The organism is Streptomyces sp. SID3212 (genome assembly GCF_009865405.1).
In the GTDB taxonomy this organism is placed as follows: Bacteria; Actinomycetota; Actinomycetes; order Streptomycetales; family Streptomycetaceae; genus Streptomyces.
Genome location: NZ_WWJY01000544.1, coordinates 1 through 17,210 on the forward strand (window position 1 = coordinate 1; position 17,210 = coordinate 17,210).

Genomic DNA, 17,210 nt, shown 5'->3' on the forward strand with positions numbered 1-17,210 from the left:
GGTCGAGCCGTTCGGCACCGGAGTAGAGCGGCCGGGGCGGCTCGGACACCGCCGCCGCGACCTCGCCGACGGTGGCGTGCGGGGACAGCCGCAGCAGATGGTCGCGGCGGACACCGTCCGCGCTGTCGACGGTGGTGAGAGTGAGATGCACGTCAGCTCTTTCCACGGGCCGCGGGCGCCGCGCCCGCGGCGGACGCCCCTGCGGCGGAGACGCCGGCGGTGCCGGACTCGGAGGGCTCGGCGAGATCGTCGTCGCCGGGCCGGGGGAGGGATGCGGGGGCGGAGGGCCCGGTCCGCCGTACGGCGGGTGGTGTACGGGTGCCGGGGTGCTCCGGGCTCTGCGGTACGGCGCTGGCCCCGACGGTCGCCTCGGGTTCCTCGAACTCGTCGGGAGTGACGGCGACGGGCCTGGGGCGTGTGGCGCCCGATCCAGCGGGGGCGGTGCCCGAACCGGCCCCGGAGCGTGCGGAGTTGACCGTTGCCGTAGCGTCGCCCGCGCCTGTCCGCTCACCGTCGCTCGCCGGGCCGGGAGCGCTGATGTCGGCCCCGGCCCCGACTCCTGCCCCAACCCCGACCCCGGCCGCGTCGTCGTAAGGAGGCAGGGTCGGGAGGGCCCGTACGACGGCCCGGGTCAGCGGCAGCGCGTCGACCCGCAGCGACGGCGCGGCGCCGTGCACCTCCAACAGGCCCTCCGGGGAGGCTTCGAGGAGCAGTGCGCGCCCCCGGCCCACCCCCAGACACAGCAGCCTGACCCCGTCGGGCACCGGCGTCCGTGGCGGCTCGGCGCACACCACGTACGTGCCGACCGGCGCGGCCAGCACCTCCGCGGCCGTGCGGCCCGCGTATCGCGGGTGCACCCCCGACGCGACCTCCACGGACCCGGCGGGAAGCCGCGCGTCGAGCTGCGCGGCGAGCGACTGCACCACCGCACGGGCGGTACGGGGGACGCCCAGGACCGCGACGGTGGCGGGAGAGGCGTGCAGATCGAGCAGTACGGCACGTCGGCCGTCGGTCCCGACGCAGCAGAGCAGGGGCGGGGAGGCGGGAGAAGCCGGTGACGCCGGGTCCGACACACCGTCGGCACCTGCCGGTTCGCCCGCCACCTCGGCGTCCGGTTCCTCCGCCGTCGCCACGTCCGACCGGGCGATCCACCACAGCCGGGGCTCCGCGTCGTCGGCGGCCCAGGGCTCGGGCAGGTCGGGCACCGTGCCCGAACCAGTCTTCCCGACCGCCGTGTTGTCGGACCGTCCCGTCACCAGCACACCGACCAGGTCGGGTCCGAGCAGCGCCCCGTACGGTGCGAACCCCGGGTGGAGCCGTGCCGCCAGGCGTACCGCCCGCTCCGCGTCGGCCCATCCGGCCCGGTCGCGCAACAGGCGGCCGAGCAGCCGCACCCGCCGCCGGTAGCGCAGCTGGGCACGGACCGGCTCACTGAACGCCCGCCTCGTGAGGCGTACTTGACGTGCCGTCCGACGCCACACCGCCCGGGGGCCGCCCGCCCGGCGCACCAGCCAGAGGGTGAGCGTGATGAACAGGACCAGGATCCCGGCGAGTCCGAGCCACTGGGCCGTCCCGCCCGACGCGCTCACGCGGCGTTCCCGCTCAGCTCCGCGCGGAGCGCCCGGATCCCGTGGTGCGTACGGGACTTGACCGTCCCCCTCGGGACACCGAGCAGCCGGGCGACGTCCTCGCCCGGCTGACCCAGGAGATGGACCCGGGCGACCGCCTCCCTGCGCGGCGGGTCCAGCGTGCGCATCGCCTCCACCAATAGACTGCGTTCGCTGATCTGTTCGGCGTGGTCGGGGACCGACGCGGGCGCGGCGGCCCCGAAGTCGGCCGTGGAGAGACCGACCGGGACGGCCCGGTCCTTGCGCCTGGCGTCGATCACAAGATTGCGCGCCACCCGGAACAGCCACATCCTGATCGGCCTGTCCTGCCAGTCGAGCCGCCCGGCGAGCTGCCACGCCCGCAGGAGCGTCTCCTGGACGATGTCCTCGGCGCCCTGGCTGTCGCGGCCCATCAGGCCCGCGACGTAGTGGCGCAGGCTGTCGCGCTCGGCGAGCAGCAGGGGGAGTGTGCGGTCGCCCGGGGGCGGGGCGTGGGCCGCCGACGGCTCCTCGCCGGTGTGCTCGATGCCGGTGTGTCCGATGTCGATGCGTGGCATGGCCTCAGCCCCCTGGTTCCCTCGGGAGTGGCGTACGGAATGAGTGGCGGACGAGAGGAGGATAGGCGGTGGGCGGTTCGCCCGGTGTCGGCCCCGCACGGCTCTGAACTGGGCATCTGCGCGCCGATCATGACGAACCGCCGGGTTGTGCGGGTCGTGTTAACCAACCGTTTTCCCAATGTGCGTGGAGCGGTGTCGGTGGGGACCGAGATCCTCGGAGTATCGCCTTCCGCTCAGCGGTTCGCCCTCGCTTCCCTTACCTTCGCCTCCATCCGATCCGTACGGAGCCCACGTGCCGTCCTTCCGCAACACGCCCCCCTCCGGACGGCCCCAGGACCCCGCTCCGGGCCGGGCGGGCGGTTTCGCCGAGACGTTCGCCCGCCGCCCGTCACTGCCCCGCCGGGGTCTGCTGCCGGGATCGCGGGTCTGGGCGACGACGGCCGTCGCCGCCGCCCTCACGGGTGCGGGCATCCTCACCGTGCCGCTGCTCGCCTCGATCGACCTGACCCCCGACTCGGGTGGGTCCAGCACCAGCGTGGTCGAGGCGGCGGCCGAACGGGAGCAGCCGGGCACCGCCACCCCCTCCCCTTCCGCCACCTCGTCGGAGGAGCGGGCGGACCGGTCGCCCGCCCCGCGAGAGGGCGGTGGCGGCGGGGGTGCGTACATCCCGCCGAATCCCGGTGTGGGCGCGGGAGTCGCACCGCCCGCCGGTGGTGGGGTGCCGGCCGGCTCGGACGGGCCGAAGGAGCAGCCCAAGGGCGGGCCGAAGTCGACGCCTGCGGGGAAAGACTCTGACGCGAAGGGTACGGAGCAGGGCGGCGGGTCCGCGGGCGGCTCCGAGGCCGGGAGCGGCGGAAGCGGTACGGGCAGTTCAGGCAGTACGGGCAGTAGCGGAGGTACCGGCTCGGGCGGCAAGACGCCGGTGAAGCAGGCCCAGGGCGCGGCTCAGACCGCGCCGCAGGGCGTGCGGCTGGTGGGTGTGGCCTCGGGCCGCTGCATCGATGTCACCGACTCCCTCGACGGCAAGGGCAGATCGGGCACCCGGCTCCAGCTGTGGGACTGCAACTCCACCAAGCAGGCCAACCAGGCGTGGTCGTTCCGTTCGGACGGCACCGTCCGCTCGATGGGCCTGTGCATGACCGTGGCGGGGAACTCCAAGAGCAGCGGGGCCGCCATCCAGCTGGCGACCTGCAACGGCGGCCCCGGCCAGCAGTTCTACCTCGCGGGCCCCGGCGATCTCGTCAACAGCTCCGCCGACAAGTGCGTGGACGTCCTCGACAAGGGCACGGCCTCGGGCACCAAGTTGCAGCTGTGGACCTGCAAGGGCACGTCCAACCAGAAGTGGTACAAGGGCTGACCGCCGCTGCCGGCACCTCGGGGCCGTCGTGGTGGCGGTGGACCACGCCTCTCGTCACGCGCCCGGGAACGCGATCGGCATGTCCATCAGCACGCTGTGCTTGACGATCTTCCACTCGCCGCGGACCCGGCGCAGATCCGTGTCGTAGTAGCCGGACTCGATCGGCTCGACCGTGCCCTGCGCGCCGGAGACCCCGGCCGGCCAGCCGCCGGCCGGGCGCGCGGACGCCTGGACCCGGAAGACGACGAACTGGGCGTTGAGGTGGGCGCGGTCGCCGTCGACCTCGATGAGGTGGTCGTGGGTGGTGTGGTGGCTGGTGCCTCCTTCGGGATGCGGGGCCATGAGGTGGGTGACCGCGTACTCCACGCCCGCCCCGCCGATCAGGGGCTCGCCGACCGGCTGGTAGTGGTCGGGGCCGGTCCTGGTGAAGATCCGTACGACCGCGTCGTCGGTGAACAGACCTCCCTGGGTCCTGCCGTCGCGCCGGTCCGTCGCACGGACATAGCGGGCCAGGACCTGCTGGACCTCGCGCTCGTCGCTCATGGGGGGTGTCCTTTCGTCATCGCATCAGAGGCCTCCCGGGGCCTTCCGAGGCGTCCCGGCACCGGGCCACTCCCGCGAGAACAAGCTCCGCGGCGGCCCGCGTCTCCATCAGACCAGGGCGCCGCCCGGGGAGCCATGACCGTTCCCGTACACGGCGATACCCTGGAGGTATGGATCGACTGGAGACCCGGGAGCTGGTCTACTTCGCCGCCGTGGCCGAGGAGCTGCACTTCAGCCGGGCGGCCGAGCGGTTGGGCATCGCCCAGCCGCCGCTGTCCCGGGCGGTGGCCCGGCTGGAGCGCCGCATGGGAGTACGTCTCCTGGAGCGCACCAGCCGCCGCGTGGAGCTGACGGCGGCGGGCGATGTCTTCCTCGACGAGTGCCGCCGCCTGCTCAAAGACCTGGACGCCGCGGTGCACCGTACGCGACAGGCGGCCCACCCCGGCCGGCTGATCCTCGCGGTCCGCCCCGGCAGCGGCTCCGGGCTGCTCGCCCAGGTCCTGCGCTCCCACGACGGCACGGACCCCGAACTCGTCTTCACCCACTCCGGGGCGGGGGCCCTGCGCGACGGTACGGCCGACGTCGCCCTGCTCTGTACGGACAGCGACGATCTCACGGGCCTGCACACCACCGAGGTGGCGGAGGAGTGGCCGGTCGCCCTCGTACCGCGCGACCACCCTCTCGCGGCCCGTGCCGGGGTGACCACCGCCGAACTCCGGCAGGAGCCCGCCTTCCGGGAGAAGTGCCCGCCGACGGGCCTGGACGAGATCCTCGACCGGGTCGCGCTGGGCCGCCTCGTCACCGTCGTCGGCTCGGCCGCCGTGGCCCGCCTGACGCGGGAGGTGGTCGCCGTCCCGGTGACGGACCTGCCCATGACCACACTGGCCCTCGGCCGGCTCCCGGAGACCTCCGGCCCCGAGATCGCGGCCTTCGCCCGTACGGTCCGCCGTGTGGCGGCCGAGCGCGCGGGTACTCAGCCGCGCGTCACGCGTCGAGGCGTCCACGACATCTAGGGCGGGGAGGGGGATTCAGCCGGTGTGCGCGTCCAGGGCGTCGATGATCGTGGGCCAGAGTTCACGAGGGCGGTCGTGGCCCATGTCGGGGACCAGCAGGAGGTTCGCTCCCGGCACCAGCTCGGCGGTGCGCCTGCCGCCGCTGGGGTCGATCAGGGTGTCGTCCAGACCGTGGATGACCAGGGTCGGTACGCGCAGTTCGCGGAGCGCGTCGGCGCGTGAGCCGGCGAGGATCATCGCTCCGAGCTGGCGTCCGGCTCCGGCGGGGTGGTAGGCGCGGTCGTAGCTCCGGGCGGCCAGCTCGCGAAGGGGCGCGGCGTCGCCGTAACGCTTCGAGGCCCACACCAGCTCCGCCTCGGCCGCCGCGATGTAGCCCTCGCGGTCTGCGGGCTTCGGCCCGGAGACCACCGCTTGGGCCTCGGCGCTCGGGCGGCCGTACTCGGGCTCGCCGGTCGAGGACATCATCGACGTCAGGGTCAGTACACGCTCGGGACGGCTGACGGCCATCGTCTGCGCGATCATGCCGCCCATCGAGGACCCGACCACGTGAGCGCGTTCGATGCCGAGCGCGGTGAGCAGGCCCAGGCCGTCGTCGGCCATGTCCCGCAGTGTGTACGGCGCCATCGCGACGGCGGACGCGAGATCGCCGGTGCTCACGGCGTGGATGAACCGGCCCAGGTCGACCGGGTGATCGTCGAACGTGGTGGACAGCCCGCAGTCACGGTTGTCGTACCGGATCACATGGCGTCCGCGGGCCGCCAGGGCACGGCAGAAATCCTCGTGCCAGGCGATCATCTGGGCGCTGAAGCCCATCACCAGCAGGACGGCCGGATCGGACGGATCACCGAAGGTCTCGTAGGCGAGGGACACTCCTGGCGACGCTTCGACGATCGGCATACCGGAAGTGTCTCAGCGCCGTGGGTCGGCGCGCACGCGGATATCGCCCTCACGTACGGCCTGGGCGCCCGCGCCGAGCGCTCTCCGTGACGACGGGGTTAGCGTGGACAGGGGGGAAAAGGTGCCCCAGAGGGAGCGTGTGCGATGACCGTGCAGAACGAGATTCTTTCCGATCTCTCCCTTTCCTCCTCCACGGAAACGGCGACCATCAACGCGCCGATGGACGCCGTCGACATCGGCAACTGGCTCCTGAACCTGCCTGACAAGGAGTACCAGCGCTGCGCCCCGCCGGACCACAAGGCCGCCGGCTACACCACCACCGACGACGGCAGGCCGATGTCGATCAACGTCGAGATGATCGGCACCGGTCTGGTGATCCAGCACTACGTCGGGGAGACCCTGGAGAGGCACCACTGCCACATGGTCTCCACGTCGGACGTGCTCACCCCGCACGGCTGGACGACGGTCCAGGTGATCTGGGACCTGTCCGTCACGGACAACGGTGACGGGACCCTCACGTACACCAACCAGGTGTCGAGCCACCCGACTTCGGAGTTCATGGCCTTCAACGAGGAGCACGGCATCAGCTTCGAGGAGGCCTCGGCGAGTCGGCAGGCCGCGTCCGGCGACCACAACCGCCGCGAGACCCCGCTGTTCGCCGCCAGCATCGAACGGCGCGCACTGGCCCGGTCGGCCGGCTGAACAGGCGGCCCGGGTGCGCCGTGAAGGTGCGGTGCACCGCGAAAGGCGCGACCGTGGAAATGACACCCCCACCAGTGGAGGCACCATGGGCACCGCGACCACCGTCTCTGTCGGCCACCGTGACCCCGCCCTGCTCGGGCAGACCGTGGTGATCGTCGGCGGGAGCGCCGGCATCGGGCTCGCGACGGCCAGGCAGGCGCGGACCGAGGGCGCCGACGTGATCCTGACCGGCCGGGATCCGGAGCGGCTGCGGAGTGCGGCGGCGGACGTCGACGCGCTCAGCAGCGTCGCCTTCGACGCGAACGACCCGGCGAAGCTGGCGCGCTTCTTCGAGGAGCTGCCGAAACAGGTCGACCACGTGCTGGTCACGGCGGGCCGGCCGTCCTACGGGCCGCTCCTCGACATGGACGCGGACCAGGCGCGCCGGGCGATGACCGACCACATGGTGCTGCCGCTGGAGGTCGCGCGCCACGCCGTGGACAGGGTGCGGCCCGGCGGGACGCTCCTGTTCATGGGCGGCACCGGTGGCCGGCGGGTCAAGCGTGACCTGGGGATCCTGCCGACGGTCACCGTCGCGATGCCGGTGCTCACGGCGAGCCTCGCGCTCGAACTCGCCCCGGTCCGGGTCAACCTGATCGCGGCCGGCTTCGTCGACACACCGCTGTCCGCGCAGCTCCTCGGCGACGGACTGGACGCCCGGCGCGAGGAGTTGCGCACCACCCTGCCGATCGGGCGGGTGGTGGGGGCGGACGACGTCGCGGCGCTCGCGGTGCACATCATGGCGAACACGGCGCTGACCGGCGCGACGTACGACATCGACGGCGGTCAGCAACTCGTCGGCTGAGGACGGCGGGAGAGATGGGGACCGGCCGGTAGGGGCCGGGAGAAAACGGGCCGGGAAGCGGCCCAGGACGGCCGGCCCCTCCCGTCCCTCAGCGGCGGGGTGCCGCCGGGACGACCTGGATCGTGTCACCCACCGCGCGCTCGCCCGTCGCGTCCGACGTGATGTTGACGACCTTGCCGCCCACCACCATCGCGCTGGAACCGCCGCCGTCCAGGTTGAGGGCCTGCTCCGCGCCGAGGGAGCGCATGAACTCCGCCGCCTCCGCCAGCGTGAAGCCCTCGCTGACGCCCGGCCGGCGTCCGTCGACGGTGACCAGGAGCAGCCGCCCGTGCGCGTCGACACCGGCCAGGGTGCGGGGCTGGCGTACGTTCGACCACGCGAATCCGAAGGAGAGGTCCAGCGGGTCGAGCGTGCCCTCGGTGGCGGCGTCGACGGCGATCCGGCCGTTCTTCACCAGGGTCGGCGCGGCGCTGACGATGCTGTCGTGCGCGCCGAGTTCGACCCGCCGCCCGGCCGCGTCGCGGATGTCCTCCCGTACGGAGATCCGCTCGCCCGCCCGGCTGTGGGCGGTCAGCCAGTCGGCCGCCCCACCGATCCCCTGGAGTACGGAGCCGCCGGCCGGGACCGTACCGCCGCGCGGACCGGCCGAGACCACCCGGTCCCGGGCGTCGAGCACGATCTGCGTACCGGCGCCCCCGGGCAGGGCCGCGCGGAAGCTCGGGGTGAACTTCACCAGGTCGTCGGGCAGCGAACACGTGGTGTCGTGCCGGGGGAGCGCGGTGGGAACGGCGCCGGGACGGCCGCAGTTGCGCACTTTCCCGGGAAGCCGGTTGATGCCCTGCACGGCGTACGCGGACGACCCCGCCCGGGCGGTGACCGTGGTGGACAGGTCGGCGATCCGGGGGCGGCGACCGCCGTCCGCGAGGATCAGCGCCGCGCGGGAACCCACCGCCATGGACTCCAACTCGCCGTCGTAGGCGGCGATCCCGGCCACCGTGCCCTGCACGCCGTCCGCGTCGGACGTGATGAAGAAGCCGCCGTTGACGGCGAGCAGGGAGCCGTTCCGTACGGCGACGGACGAAGTGGTCTCGCGGTCCGCGACATTGCCGTCGTGGGTCCCGGCGACCGTGCCGCGGAAGCGGTCGGGGTCGATGACCGCGACGTGGATGTTCTCGCGGTCGGCGAGCTGCCTGCCGTCGTAGCCGGTCCACTCCACCGCCGTACGCAGGCCGGTCGCCGTGACCGCCTGGTCGGCGGTCTGGGCCGCGGCCTGGGTGTCGTACGAGCCCACCCGTACCTGCCACCCCATGGTGCCGCGCGGTGTGTCCGCGTACCTGTCCCAGACGACCTTCTCCGCACGCGGCGCCAACCCGGCCTCCCGCAGCTGCCGTTGGGTGGCGTCGGCCCAGGCGCGGTCGCCCAGCGGGGCCCAGGTCGCGGCGCCCGTCAGCCGGTTGACGGCCGGGGCCTGGACAGTGATCGTCCACACCGGCGTGACGCCGGTGTTCCGCAGGACGCCCGTACGCACCTGCACGCCGGGCGCCACGGTCTCGGTGGTCCACCGCGTCTGCGGGGACGCGGAGGCAGGACCGGCCGTCTCCGTGAGCGCCACCGGGGCGTGGGCCTGTGCCACTCCCGGGACGGCCAGGGTGACGGCGGCCGCGAGCCCGAAGGCGACGGCCACGGTGAGGCGTGCGCGCGGGGTGCGCCGGGGCGCGTGTGCTCCACGCGGGTCTTGTCCGTCGTACTCGTACATGTGGTTCCCTCAGCAGGTTGGTGCTCGTCACGGCCCGGCCCTCGTGCACGCCCACCGGGAGAGGCCACGTCATTCCAGCCGGGTACGGAGACCGGGGCGACAACAGCCGGGGACCCGGCGCGGAAGCCGGGGTGAAGGCGCGCCACGCCGGGCCGACCCGGAGCTTTGATGTCCTCACCGTCGCGTGGCTACGCTCCACGAGCGTCGAAGGGCGGACCCGATCCGTCGTGACTGTCGTGCCAATGGGTCCCAGGGAAAGAGTCGTTGATGACCGAATCGCCCATATCCGTCTTCGATCGGCTGGTCCACGCGGAGCCTTCCCCGCACACCCGTCCGACCCTCGACACGGCCTGTGTGCTCGGCGGCAGCGTCGCGGGGCTGCTGGCGGCCCGGGTGCTCGCCGACCACGCGCGCCGGGTAGTCGTCGTCGAACGGGACGAGGTCGGCACGGAGGGCCGGTCGCGGGCGGGGGTGCCCCAGGACCGGCAGGTGCACTCGCTGCTGCCGGCCGGGCGGCTGTGGATCGAGCGGTGGCTCCCAGGATTCACCCAGGAGGCACAGGACCTGGGCGCGGTCCTCGCCACCCCGGAACAGGCCCAGACCTGCTTCGACGGTCGTCCGCAGGCCCCGGGCGGGGCGCACGCGCTGCTCGGCGCGAGCCGTCCCTTCCTCGAATCCCGCCTGCGCGCCAGGGTCCTGGCGCTTCCCAACGTCTCGACCGTACGGGGCCGGGCGACCGGCCTGCTGTACCGGGACGGCGCCGTCAGCGCGGTCCGCCACACCACGGACCGGGGGGAAGAGGTCCTGGAGACGGACTTCGTCGTGGACGCCATGGGCCGGTCCAGCAGGCTGGCGGACTGGATCCACGGCGACGGTTACGACAAGCCGCGCCTGGAGCGGCTGCACTCCGGCATCAACTACGCCTCCGCCCTCTTCGAGCGCTCCGCTCCGGCCGAAGACCTGCCGGTCGCCTGCTCGTTGGTGGTGTACCCGCCCCCGTACCCGAGCGGGACGGCCGTGGCCGCCGTGAACGCCATCGAGGACAACAAGTGGCTGGCCCTGCTGGTCGGCTTCGGGGAGGACCGGCCGGGGCGCTCGGTCGAGGACTTCCGCGCGGTGTGCGAGGAACTGCCCCCGATCTACCGTGAGGCCGCGCGCGGTGCCTCGGTGCGCGAGGTGGTGACGTACCGTCAGTCCGACAGCCGACGGCGCGGTTTCACGGGTCTGGGCCGGTTCCCGGCCCGCCTGGTGAGCGTGGGCGACGCCGTCGCGTCCTTCAACCCCGTGTACGGGCAGGGCATGTCCTCCGCCGCGCTCCACGCCTCCTGCCTGTCCGAGTTCCTCCGGGACGACCCTCGACTCGACCAGCAGGCAACGGAGTTCTTCCGGTTGCAGGAAGTGGTCGTGGACGCCGCGTGGGCCGTGTCCGCCGGGGGCGACGCGGCACGTCTTGACGCGGAGAACGGTGTCGAGGTGCCGGAGGAGGTACGGCAACAGCGCTGGGCCCTCCAGCAGGTGATCGGCGCCACCGTGCTCGACGGCACCATCGCCAAGGCGTTCAACAACGTCTCCTTCATGCTCCGCCACCCCTTCACCCTCGCCGACCCCGTCCTCCTGGAACGCGCCGTGGCGGCCAACCAGGCGGCGGCGCTCGCCGGCGGAGAGGCGGTCTAGGGCGCGTCCGCGACGTGGTGTCCGGCTCGCGGCGTCTGGCACGCCCGCACGGGGGGCAGGTCCGGCCAGCCGGGCGGCGCGGTCGGCAACAGCCCCTCGGATCCGGCTGCTTGAGCGGCGGCGCGCACGGTCGGCGTGACCGGGTCGTATCCCGATCTTGGCATGGACGCAACAAAGTTGCGATAGTTCGACGCCGCCCCTTGACCCTCCCAAACCTCCGATGTTCACTCGTGAGGCCACGTACGCGTACCTCCACCGGCGCCCCAGGGCGCACCGAGAGAGGACTGAACTGTGCGCCTCCTGTCCCGCGTCGCGACCGTGCTTCTTCCGCTTGTCCTGTCCCTCGCCGTCCTACCCCAGGCGTCCCAGGCGTCCCAGGCGGACCGCACCACCCCGTCCTCCACCGCCCTCCCCGCGTCGGCCTCCCGCGGTGCCCCTGTCACTTCCGCCGCGCCCGCCGCCCCGCTGACCAGCGTTCTTGTCTTCTCCAAGACCGCCGGCTTCCGGCACTCGGCCATCGCGGCCGGCATCGCCGCCGTACGGCAGCTCGGTACGGCCAACGGCTTCTCCGTCACCGCCACCGAGGACGCCGCCGCGTTCACCACCGCCAACCTGGCCCGCTACCAGGCCGTCGTGTGGCTGTCGACCACCGGGGACGTGCTGAACGCCGCCCAGCAGACGGCGTTCGAGTCGTACATCGCCTCCGGCGGCGGCTATGTCGGCGTGCACGCCGCCGCCGACACCGAATACGACTGGCCCTGGTACGGCGGCCTGGTGGGCGCCTACTTCGCCTCCCACCCGGCGACCCAGCCGGCCACGGTCAAGGTCGAGGACCGCTCCTCGCCCTCCACCGCGCACCTGCCGCAGCGCTGGACGCGGACCGACGAGTGGTACAACTACCGCGCGAATCCCCGCTCCGCCGTGAAGGTGCTGGCGAGCCTGGACGAGACGTCGTACACGGGCGGCAGCATGGGAGATCATCCGATCACTTGGTGCCAGAACTACGCGGGCGGCCGGTCCTGGTACACCGGTCTCGGCCACACCGAGGAGTCGTACGCCGACCCCGCCTTCACCACCATGCTGCTCGGCGGCATCCGGACCGCCGCCGGCGCCACCCCCGCCGACTGCCGCCCGGAGAACGGGTACACGCGGCTCTTCGACGGGACGCAGAGCAGCCTGGACCGGTGGCGGCAGGCGGGCCCCGGCGGATTCTCGCTCGCCGACGGCACCCTCACCTCCGTCGGCGGCATGGGGCTGCTCTGGTATCCGGTGACCCCCTTCAGTAACTACTCCGTCAAGGTCGACTGGATGATGCCGGGCGACGACAACGGCGGCGTGTTCATCGGCTTCCCCGACCCGCAGGGCGACCCGTGGCGGCCCGTCGACCTCGGCCACGAGATCCAGATCGACGCGACCGACGCCGACCCCTCCCGTACCACCGGCAGCGTCTACAGCCTCAAGGCCCCGGACACGGCGGCCCGCGCCGCCGCGCTCAACCCGCCCGGGACGTGGAACAGTTACGAGATCGCCGTGCACGACCGACGGGTCGAGATCCACCTCAACGGCGTGAAGATCAACGACTACACCAGCACCCGGGACATCGCGACCGGGTACATCGGCGTGCAGAACGACGGCGCGGGGATGGACATCAACTACCGCGACATCAGGATCAGGCAGGACGGCGCCCAGAGCACCGACCTGGCGCGCGGCCGGCCGGTCACGGTCACCAGCGTCGAGCCCGGCAGCGCGCACGTGGGGGCCAACGCCGTGGACGGTGACCCCGCCACCCGCTGGGGCAGCGCCTACACGGACCCCCAGTCGATCACGGTGGACCTCGGGTCCGTCCGTACCGTCGACCAGGTCCGGCTCACCTGGGAGACCGCCTACGCCAGGGCGTACACGGTCCAGGTCTCACCGGACAACACGACCTGGCGCACCGTCGCCACCACCACGGCGGGCGACGGCGGGCTCGACACCGTCCCGGTGGGTGCCACCGCCCGGTACGTACGGGTCCAGGGCACCGCCCGCGCGACCCAATGGGGCTACTCCCTCTGGGACTTCGCCGTCCTCGGACGGTAGGCCCCGGATCGCCCGCGCCGCCCCGGAACCGCACCATCCCACCCGCGATCGGCCCATGGAGGTGCCGTGTTATCGCGCACTCGTTCCCTGCTCGCCGCGCTCCTGACCGTGTCCGCGCTGCTCCTCGCGCCCCAGGCGACCGCCGTGCCCCAACTGACCGCCGCACCCCGGGCGGCCCAAGCACTCGCGGAAACCGCCCTGCCCAAGCCGGCCGTTGAGCCCAAGGGCGCCGCCGCGCCCCCGCCCGCCAGCGGGTTCGAGAAGGTGAAGCTCGACGGCGGACTCCCGATGGGGGAGCCGATCGAGCTGGCCGTCCTGCCGGACGGCAAGGTCCTCTACATCAACCGCGGCACCACCGACGGCGGCGGCCAGGTCCGCGTCTACAACCCGGCCACCAAGGCGACCACGGTCGCGCTGACCGTCCCGCTCGACGCCCGGTTCGAGGACGGGCTGATCGGCATCACCCTGCACCCGAGATTCGCCACCACCGGCTGGGTCATGCTGTTCTACTCCCCGAAGGTCACCCCGCTGGTCAACCGCATCTCCCGGTTCACCTTCAACAGCACCACCAACACGATCGCCCCGGCCAGCGAGGACATGATCATCGAGTGGCGGACCGAGCGCGAGCTGTGCTGCCACTCCGCCGGATCCATGTCCTGGGACACCGCGGGGAACCTGTACTTCGCGGTCGGTGACAACACCAACTCCGGCGGCGACGCGGCCGGCATGGCGCCCATCGACGAACGCACCTCGCGCAACCCCCAGTACGACGCCCAGCGCACCTCGGGCAACGCCAACGACCTGCGCGGGAAGATCAACCGGATCCACCCGGAGGACAACGGGACGTACACCGTCCCCGACGGCAACCTCTTCGCGAAGGGAGCCGCCGGCACGCGTCCCGAGGTCTACGTCATGGGCGTACGCAACCCGTACCGCGTCTGGGTCGACAAGAAGGCCAACAACACCCTCTACTGGGGCGAGGTCGGCCCCGACGCCGGGGCGACGATCCCCAACCGGGGCCCCGCCGCGTACGACGAGTTCAACCGCGCGACCGGCCCGGGCAACTACGGCTGGCCGTACTGCGGCGGCCCCAACGTCAGCTACAACGACTGGGACTTCGCCGCCAACACCCCCCGCGGCTGGTTCCCCTGCGGCGGTTCGGCGGGACCCGTCAACAACTCCCCCCGCAACACCGGCATCCAGCAGCTTCCGCCGACCAAGCCCGCCCTCGTCTGGGAGCAGCACGGCGGCAGCAAGGAATGGCCCCAGCTGGACACCCCGGGAGGCTGCGGCTCGCCCAACCACACCGAGGTCTACCACTACGACCCGAACCTGAACTCCGACGTCAAGTGGCCCCAGTACTACGACAACAAGCTGCTGATCTCCGAGTACTGCCGGAACTGGATCAAGGAAGTGCAGTTCAACAACGGCAACCCCTCCACCGGCACCCCCACCGCCATCGAACCGGTCCTCGACGGCATGCGGTTCGTCCACCCCATCGACTCCGAGTTCGGCCCCGACGGCTCGCTCTACCTGCTCGAATACGGCAGCGGCTACTTCTCGGGCGCGGAGGACGCGGGACTCTACAAGATCAATTACGTGCAGGGCGGCCGGTCGCCCCTCGCCAAGGCGTCGGTGAACCGGGACAACGGCCTCGCCCCGCTCGCCGTGACGTTCTCCAGCGCCGGCAGCAGCGATCCGGACGGCAATCCGCTCACCTACGCCTGGGACTTCACCAACAACGGCAGCACCGACTCCACGGCGGCCAACCCGTCGTTCACGTACACCGCCAACGGCAGTTTCCAGGCCAGGCTGACCGTCAGTGACGGCACCGGGCGCAGCGGCACGACCACGATCCCCGTGGTGGTCGGCAACAACCGTCCCACCCTCACCATCGGGGCCCCACCGGACGGTGCCACGTTCGAGTGGAACGAGAACGTCACGGTGACCGCCTCCGCGACGGACCCGCAGGACGGGACCATCGACTGCTCGAAGGTGATCGTCCGGGTCGCGCTCGGCCACCAGGAGCACGCCCACGAGGTCGCGGAGGGTACGGGCTGCTCGATGACGTTCAACACCGGCCCGATCCACTCCGGGCTCGACGCCACCCAGTTCTACGTGGTGCGCGCGACCTACACCGACCAGGGCGCCCCCGGCACGGTCGCGCTGACCGGGGAACGCCAGCAGACCCTGTGGCCCAAGCGCTGGCAGGCCGAGCACTTCGCCCAGCTGTCAGGACCGCAGATCATCACCGCCGCCGGGGCGGAGGGCGGCAAGCGCCTCGGAGACGTACAGAACAACGAATGGGTCCGCTACCACCCCGTGAGCCTCAAGGGCATCACCGGAGTCAGGGCACGCGTCTCGTCGGACAAGGCGGGCAACGTCGCCACCTTCCGGTACGACTCCGTCACCGGCCCGGTGCTCGCGCGCGTGACCGTGCCGAACACGGGGGGCTGGGAGACGTACACCGAGGTCAGCGCAGCGATCACCGGTGCGGTGGACGCCCCGAGGGACATCTACGTGGTCTTCACCGGTGGCTCGGGCGCCATCCTGGACCTGGACAGCTACACGTTCACGGGCCCGGGGGTGAGCCGCCCGCCGACGGCACGTGCGGACTGACGGCTCCGTACCGGCCGGGCCGCCTCCACTAAGGGGGCGGCCCGGCGCCGGGGGTTCACGGCCGGCGGTCAGCGCGCCTTGCGCACCTGCGCGGCCCGCCGCGCCTCGGCGGTCTTCCGGGCGTCGGCGGCCTTGCGGGATTCCTTCGGGGGACGGCCCGTCCGGTTGCCCATGCCCCGGAAGGGAATGCTGCCGGTCTTGCCCTTGTCGCCCACCGGAGGCCGCTTGGCCCCGGTGATGCTGGTCAACTGCTCCTCGCCGGACCGGACCTGAGTGATCGTCGGCCGGATCCCGGCGTCCGACATCATCTTGTTCACGTCGCGCCGCTGGCCGGGGGTGACCAGGGTGACCACCCGGCCCGACTCGCCGGCGCGCGCCGTGCGCCCGCCCCGGTGCAGGTAGTCCTTGGACTCGGCGGGCGGGTCGACGTTGACCACGAGGTCGAGGTGGTCGATGTGGATGCCACGGGCGGCGACGTTGGTGGCCACCAGCACCGTGACCTCCCCGTCCTTGAACTGCGCCAGTGTGTGCGTCCGTTGGGGCTGCGACTTGCCGCTGTGCAGGGCGGCGGCCCGGATGCCGCTGTCCCGCAGGTGCCGGGTGAACTGGTCGACACCGACCTTGGTGTCCAGGAACATCAGGACCCGCCCGTCGCGGGCCGCGATCTCGGTGGCGGTGGCGTACTTGTCGGCGGGATGGACGTTCAGGACGTGGTGTTCCATCGTCGTGACCGAGGCCGCCGCGCGGTCGACCGAGGCGAACACCGGGTCGTGCAGGTACTGCCGTACCAAATGGTCGACATTGCGGTCGAGCGTCGCCGAGAACAGCATCCGCTGCCCCTCGGGCCACACCTGGTCCAGGACCTCCGAGACCTGCGGCAGGAAGCCGAGGTCGCACATCTGGTCCGCCTCGTCCAGGACCGTGACCCGTACGCGGTCCAGGTGGCAGTCCCGCCGTCCGACCAGGTCCGCGAGCCGTCCCGGGGTCGCGACCACGATCTCCGCGCCGGCCTTGATCTCCGCCGCCTGCCGCGAGATCGACAGACCGCCGACGACGGTCGTCAGGCGGAGCCCGAGCACCTTCGCGTACGGTGCCAGCGCGTCGCTCACCTGCTGGGCGAGTTCCCGGGTCGGTACGAGGACCAGTCCGAGGGGCCGCTTCGCCTCGGCACGCCGCCCGGCCGTACGGGCGAGGAGCGCGAGCCCGAAGGCGAGCGTCTTGCCCGAACCGGTCCGCGCGCGGCCGAGGACGTCACGGCCGGCCAGGGCGTCCGGCAGTGTGGCCGCCTGGATGGGGAACGGCTCCCGCACCTGGAGCCCGGCCATCGTCGCCAGCAGCTCGGCGGGCAGATCCAGCTCGGCGAAGGACCGGGCCGGCGGGAGACCGGGGACCACCGTCTCCGGTACGGACAGCTCGCCCCGCGGCGCGGCGGCCCGGTCGGCCCGGTCGGCCCGGTCGGTCCGGCCGGCACCGGAGCGCCCGGAGGCTGACGGCTTCGCGTTCATGGGGGAACCTTCCTCGGTCTGACGCCCGGAACGCCCCGGGGCCCGTACCTCACGCGG

The 17,210-nt window shown here is 72.5% G+C and carries 13 protein-coding genes; 7 read left to right on the forward strand and 6 right to left on the reverse strand.

Going from position 1 to position 17,210, the window contains the following annotated elements:
- Window positions 1–152: 152 nt before the first annotated feature.
- Both GT042_RS16230 and GT042_RS16235 read right to left on the reverse strand, forming a co-directional pair.
- On the reverse strand, window positions 153–1,589 hold the full coding sequence (locus GT042_RS16230; RefSeq protein ID WP_161309426.1) for a hypothetical protein: 1,437 nt from the start codon (window positions 1,587–1,589) through the stop codon (window positions 153–155).
- Window positions 1,586–2,164, reverse strand: coding sequence for a sigma-70 family RNA polymerase sigma factor (locus GT042_RS16235; protein ID WP_161309427.1), 579 nt, complete (start codon window positions 2,162–2,164; stop codon window positions 1,586–1,588). The genes GT042_RS16230 and GT042_RS16235 overlap by 4 nt, the downstream gene beginning before the upstream one ends.
- 292 nt (window positions 2,165–2,456) lie before the next feature.
- Here GT042_RS16235 and GT042_RS16240 point away from each other — a divergent pair, with 292 nt between their 5' ends.
- Window positions 2,457–3,521, forward strand: a complete 1,065-nt coding sequence (locus GT042_RS16240; RefSeq protein WP_345943791.1) for a ricin-type beta-trefoil lectin domain protein — start codon at window positions 2,457–2,459, stop codon at window positions 3,519–3,521.
- A 54-nt stretch (window positions 3,522–3,575) separates the two neighbouring features.
- Here the strand turns inward: GT042_RS16240 and GT042_RS16245 are convergent, their stop codons facing one another.
- Window positions 3,576–4,064 carry a nuclear transport factor 2 family protein gene (locus GT042_RS16245; protein WP_161309428.1) on the reverse strand — a complete coding sequence of 163 codons (489 nt, stop codon included), beginning with the start codon at window positions 4,062–4,064 and terminating at the stop codon, window positions 3,576–3,578.
- Between the two features lie 170 nt (window positions 4,065–4,234).
- Between GT042_RS16245 and GT042_RS16250 the strand changes: the two genes are divergently transcribed.
- The gene (locus tag GT042_RS16250; protein ID WP_237530853.1) at window positions 4,235–5,077 is read left to right on the forward strand and encodes a LysR family transcriptional regulator; all 843 of its coding nucleotides are present in this window, start codon (window positions 4,235–4,237) and stop codon (window positions 5,075–5,077) included.
- A 15-nt stretch (window positions 5,078–5,092) separates the two neighbouring features.
- Here the strand turns inward: GT042_RS16250 and GT042_RS16255 are convergent, their stop codons facing one another.
- Window positions 5,093–5,974, reverse strand: coding sequence for an alpha/beta fold hydrolase (locus GT042_RS16255; protein ID WP_161309429.1), 882 nt, complete (start codon window positions 5,972–5,974; stop codon window positions 5,093–5,095).
- A gap of 144 nt (window positions 5,975–6,118) precedes the next feature.
- Here GT042_RS16255 and GT042_RS16260 point away from each other — a divergent pair, with 144 nt between their 5' ends.
- Together GT042_RS16260 and GT042_RS16265 are read left to right on the forward strand one after the other, a co-directional pair.
- Window positions 6,119–6,676, forward strand: coding sequence for a hypothetical protein (locus GT042_RS16260; RefSeq protein WP_161309430.1), 558 nt, complete (start codon window positions 6,119–6,121; stop codon window positions 6,674–6,676).
- Between the two features lie 85 nt (window positions 6,677–6,761).
- Window positions 6,762–7,520, forward strand: a complete 759-nt coding sequence (locus GT042_RS16265; RefSeq protein ID WP_161309431.1) for an SDR family oxidoreductase — start codon at window positions 6,762–6,764, stop codon at window positions 7,518–7,520.
- An 88-nt stretch (window positions 7,521–7,608) separates the two neighbouring features.
- Here GT042_RS16265 and GT042_RS16270 read toward each other — a convergent pair whose 3' ends face one another.
- On the reverse strand, window positions 7,609–9,276 hold the full coding sequence (locus GT042_RS16270; RefSeq protein ID WP_161309432.1) for a phosphodiester glycosidase family protein: 1,668 nt from the start codon (window positions 9,274–9,276) through the stop codon (window positions 7,609–7,611).
- Between the two features lie 267 nt (window positions 9,277–9,543).
- Here GT042_RS16270 and GT042_RS16275 point away from each other — a divergent pair, with 267 nt between their 5' ends.
- From GT042_RS16275 to GT042_RS16285, 3 genes are all read left to right on the forward strand, one after another.
- Window positions 9,544–10,950 carry an FAD-dependent monooxygenase gene (locus GT042_RS16275; RefSeq protein WP_161309433.1) on the forward strand — a complete coding sequence of 469 codons (1,407 nt, stop codon included), beginning with the start codon at window positions 9,544–9,546 and terminating at the stop codon, window positions 10,948–10,950.
- Between the two features lie 291 nt (window positions 10,951–11,241).
- A complete protein-coding gene (locus tag GT042_RS16280) occupies window positions 11,242–13,029 on the forward strand; it encodes a ThuA domain-containing protein (protein ID WP_161309434.1) in 1,788 nt (595 codons plus the stop codon).
- Window positions 13,030–13,095: 66 nt separating this feature from the next.
- A complete protein-coding gene (locus GT042_RS16285; RefSeq protein WP_161309435.1) occupies window positions 13,096–15,648 on the forward strand; it encodes a PQQ-dependent sugar dehydrogenase in 2,553 nt (850 codons plus the stop codon).
- Between the two features lie 68 nt (window positions 15,649–15,716).
- Here GT042_RS16285 and GT042_RS16290 read toward each other — a convergent pair whose 3' ends face one another.
- A complete protein-coding gene (locus tag GT042_RS16290) occupies window positions 15,717–17,153 on the reverse strand; it encodes a DEAD/DEAH box helicase (RefSeq protein ID WP_161309436.1) in 1,437 nt (478 codons plus the stop codon).
- Between the last annotated feature and the right edge of the window lie 57 nt (window positions 17,154–17,210).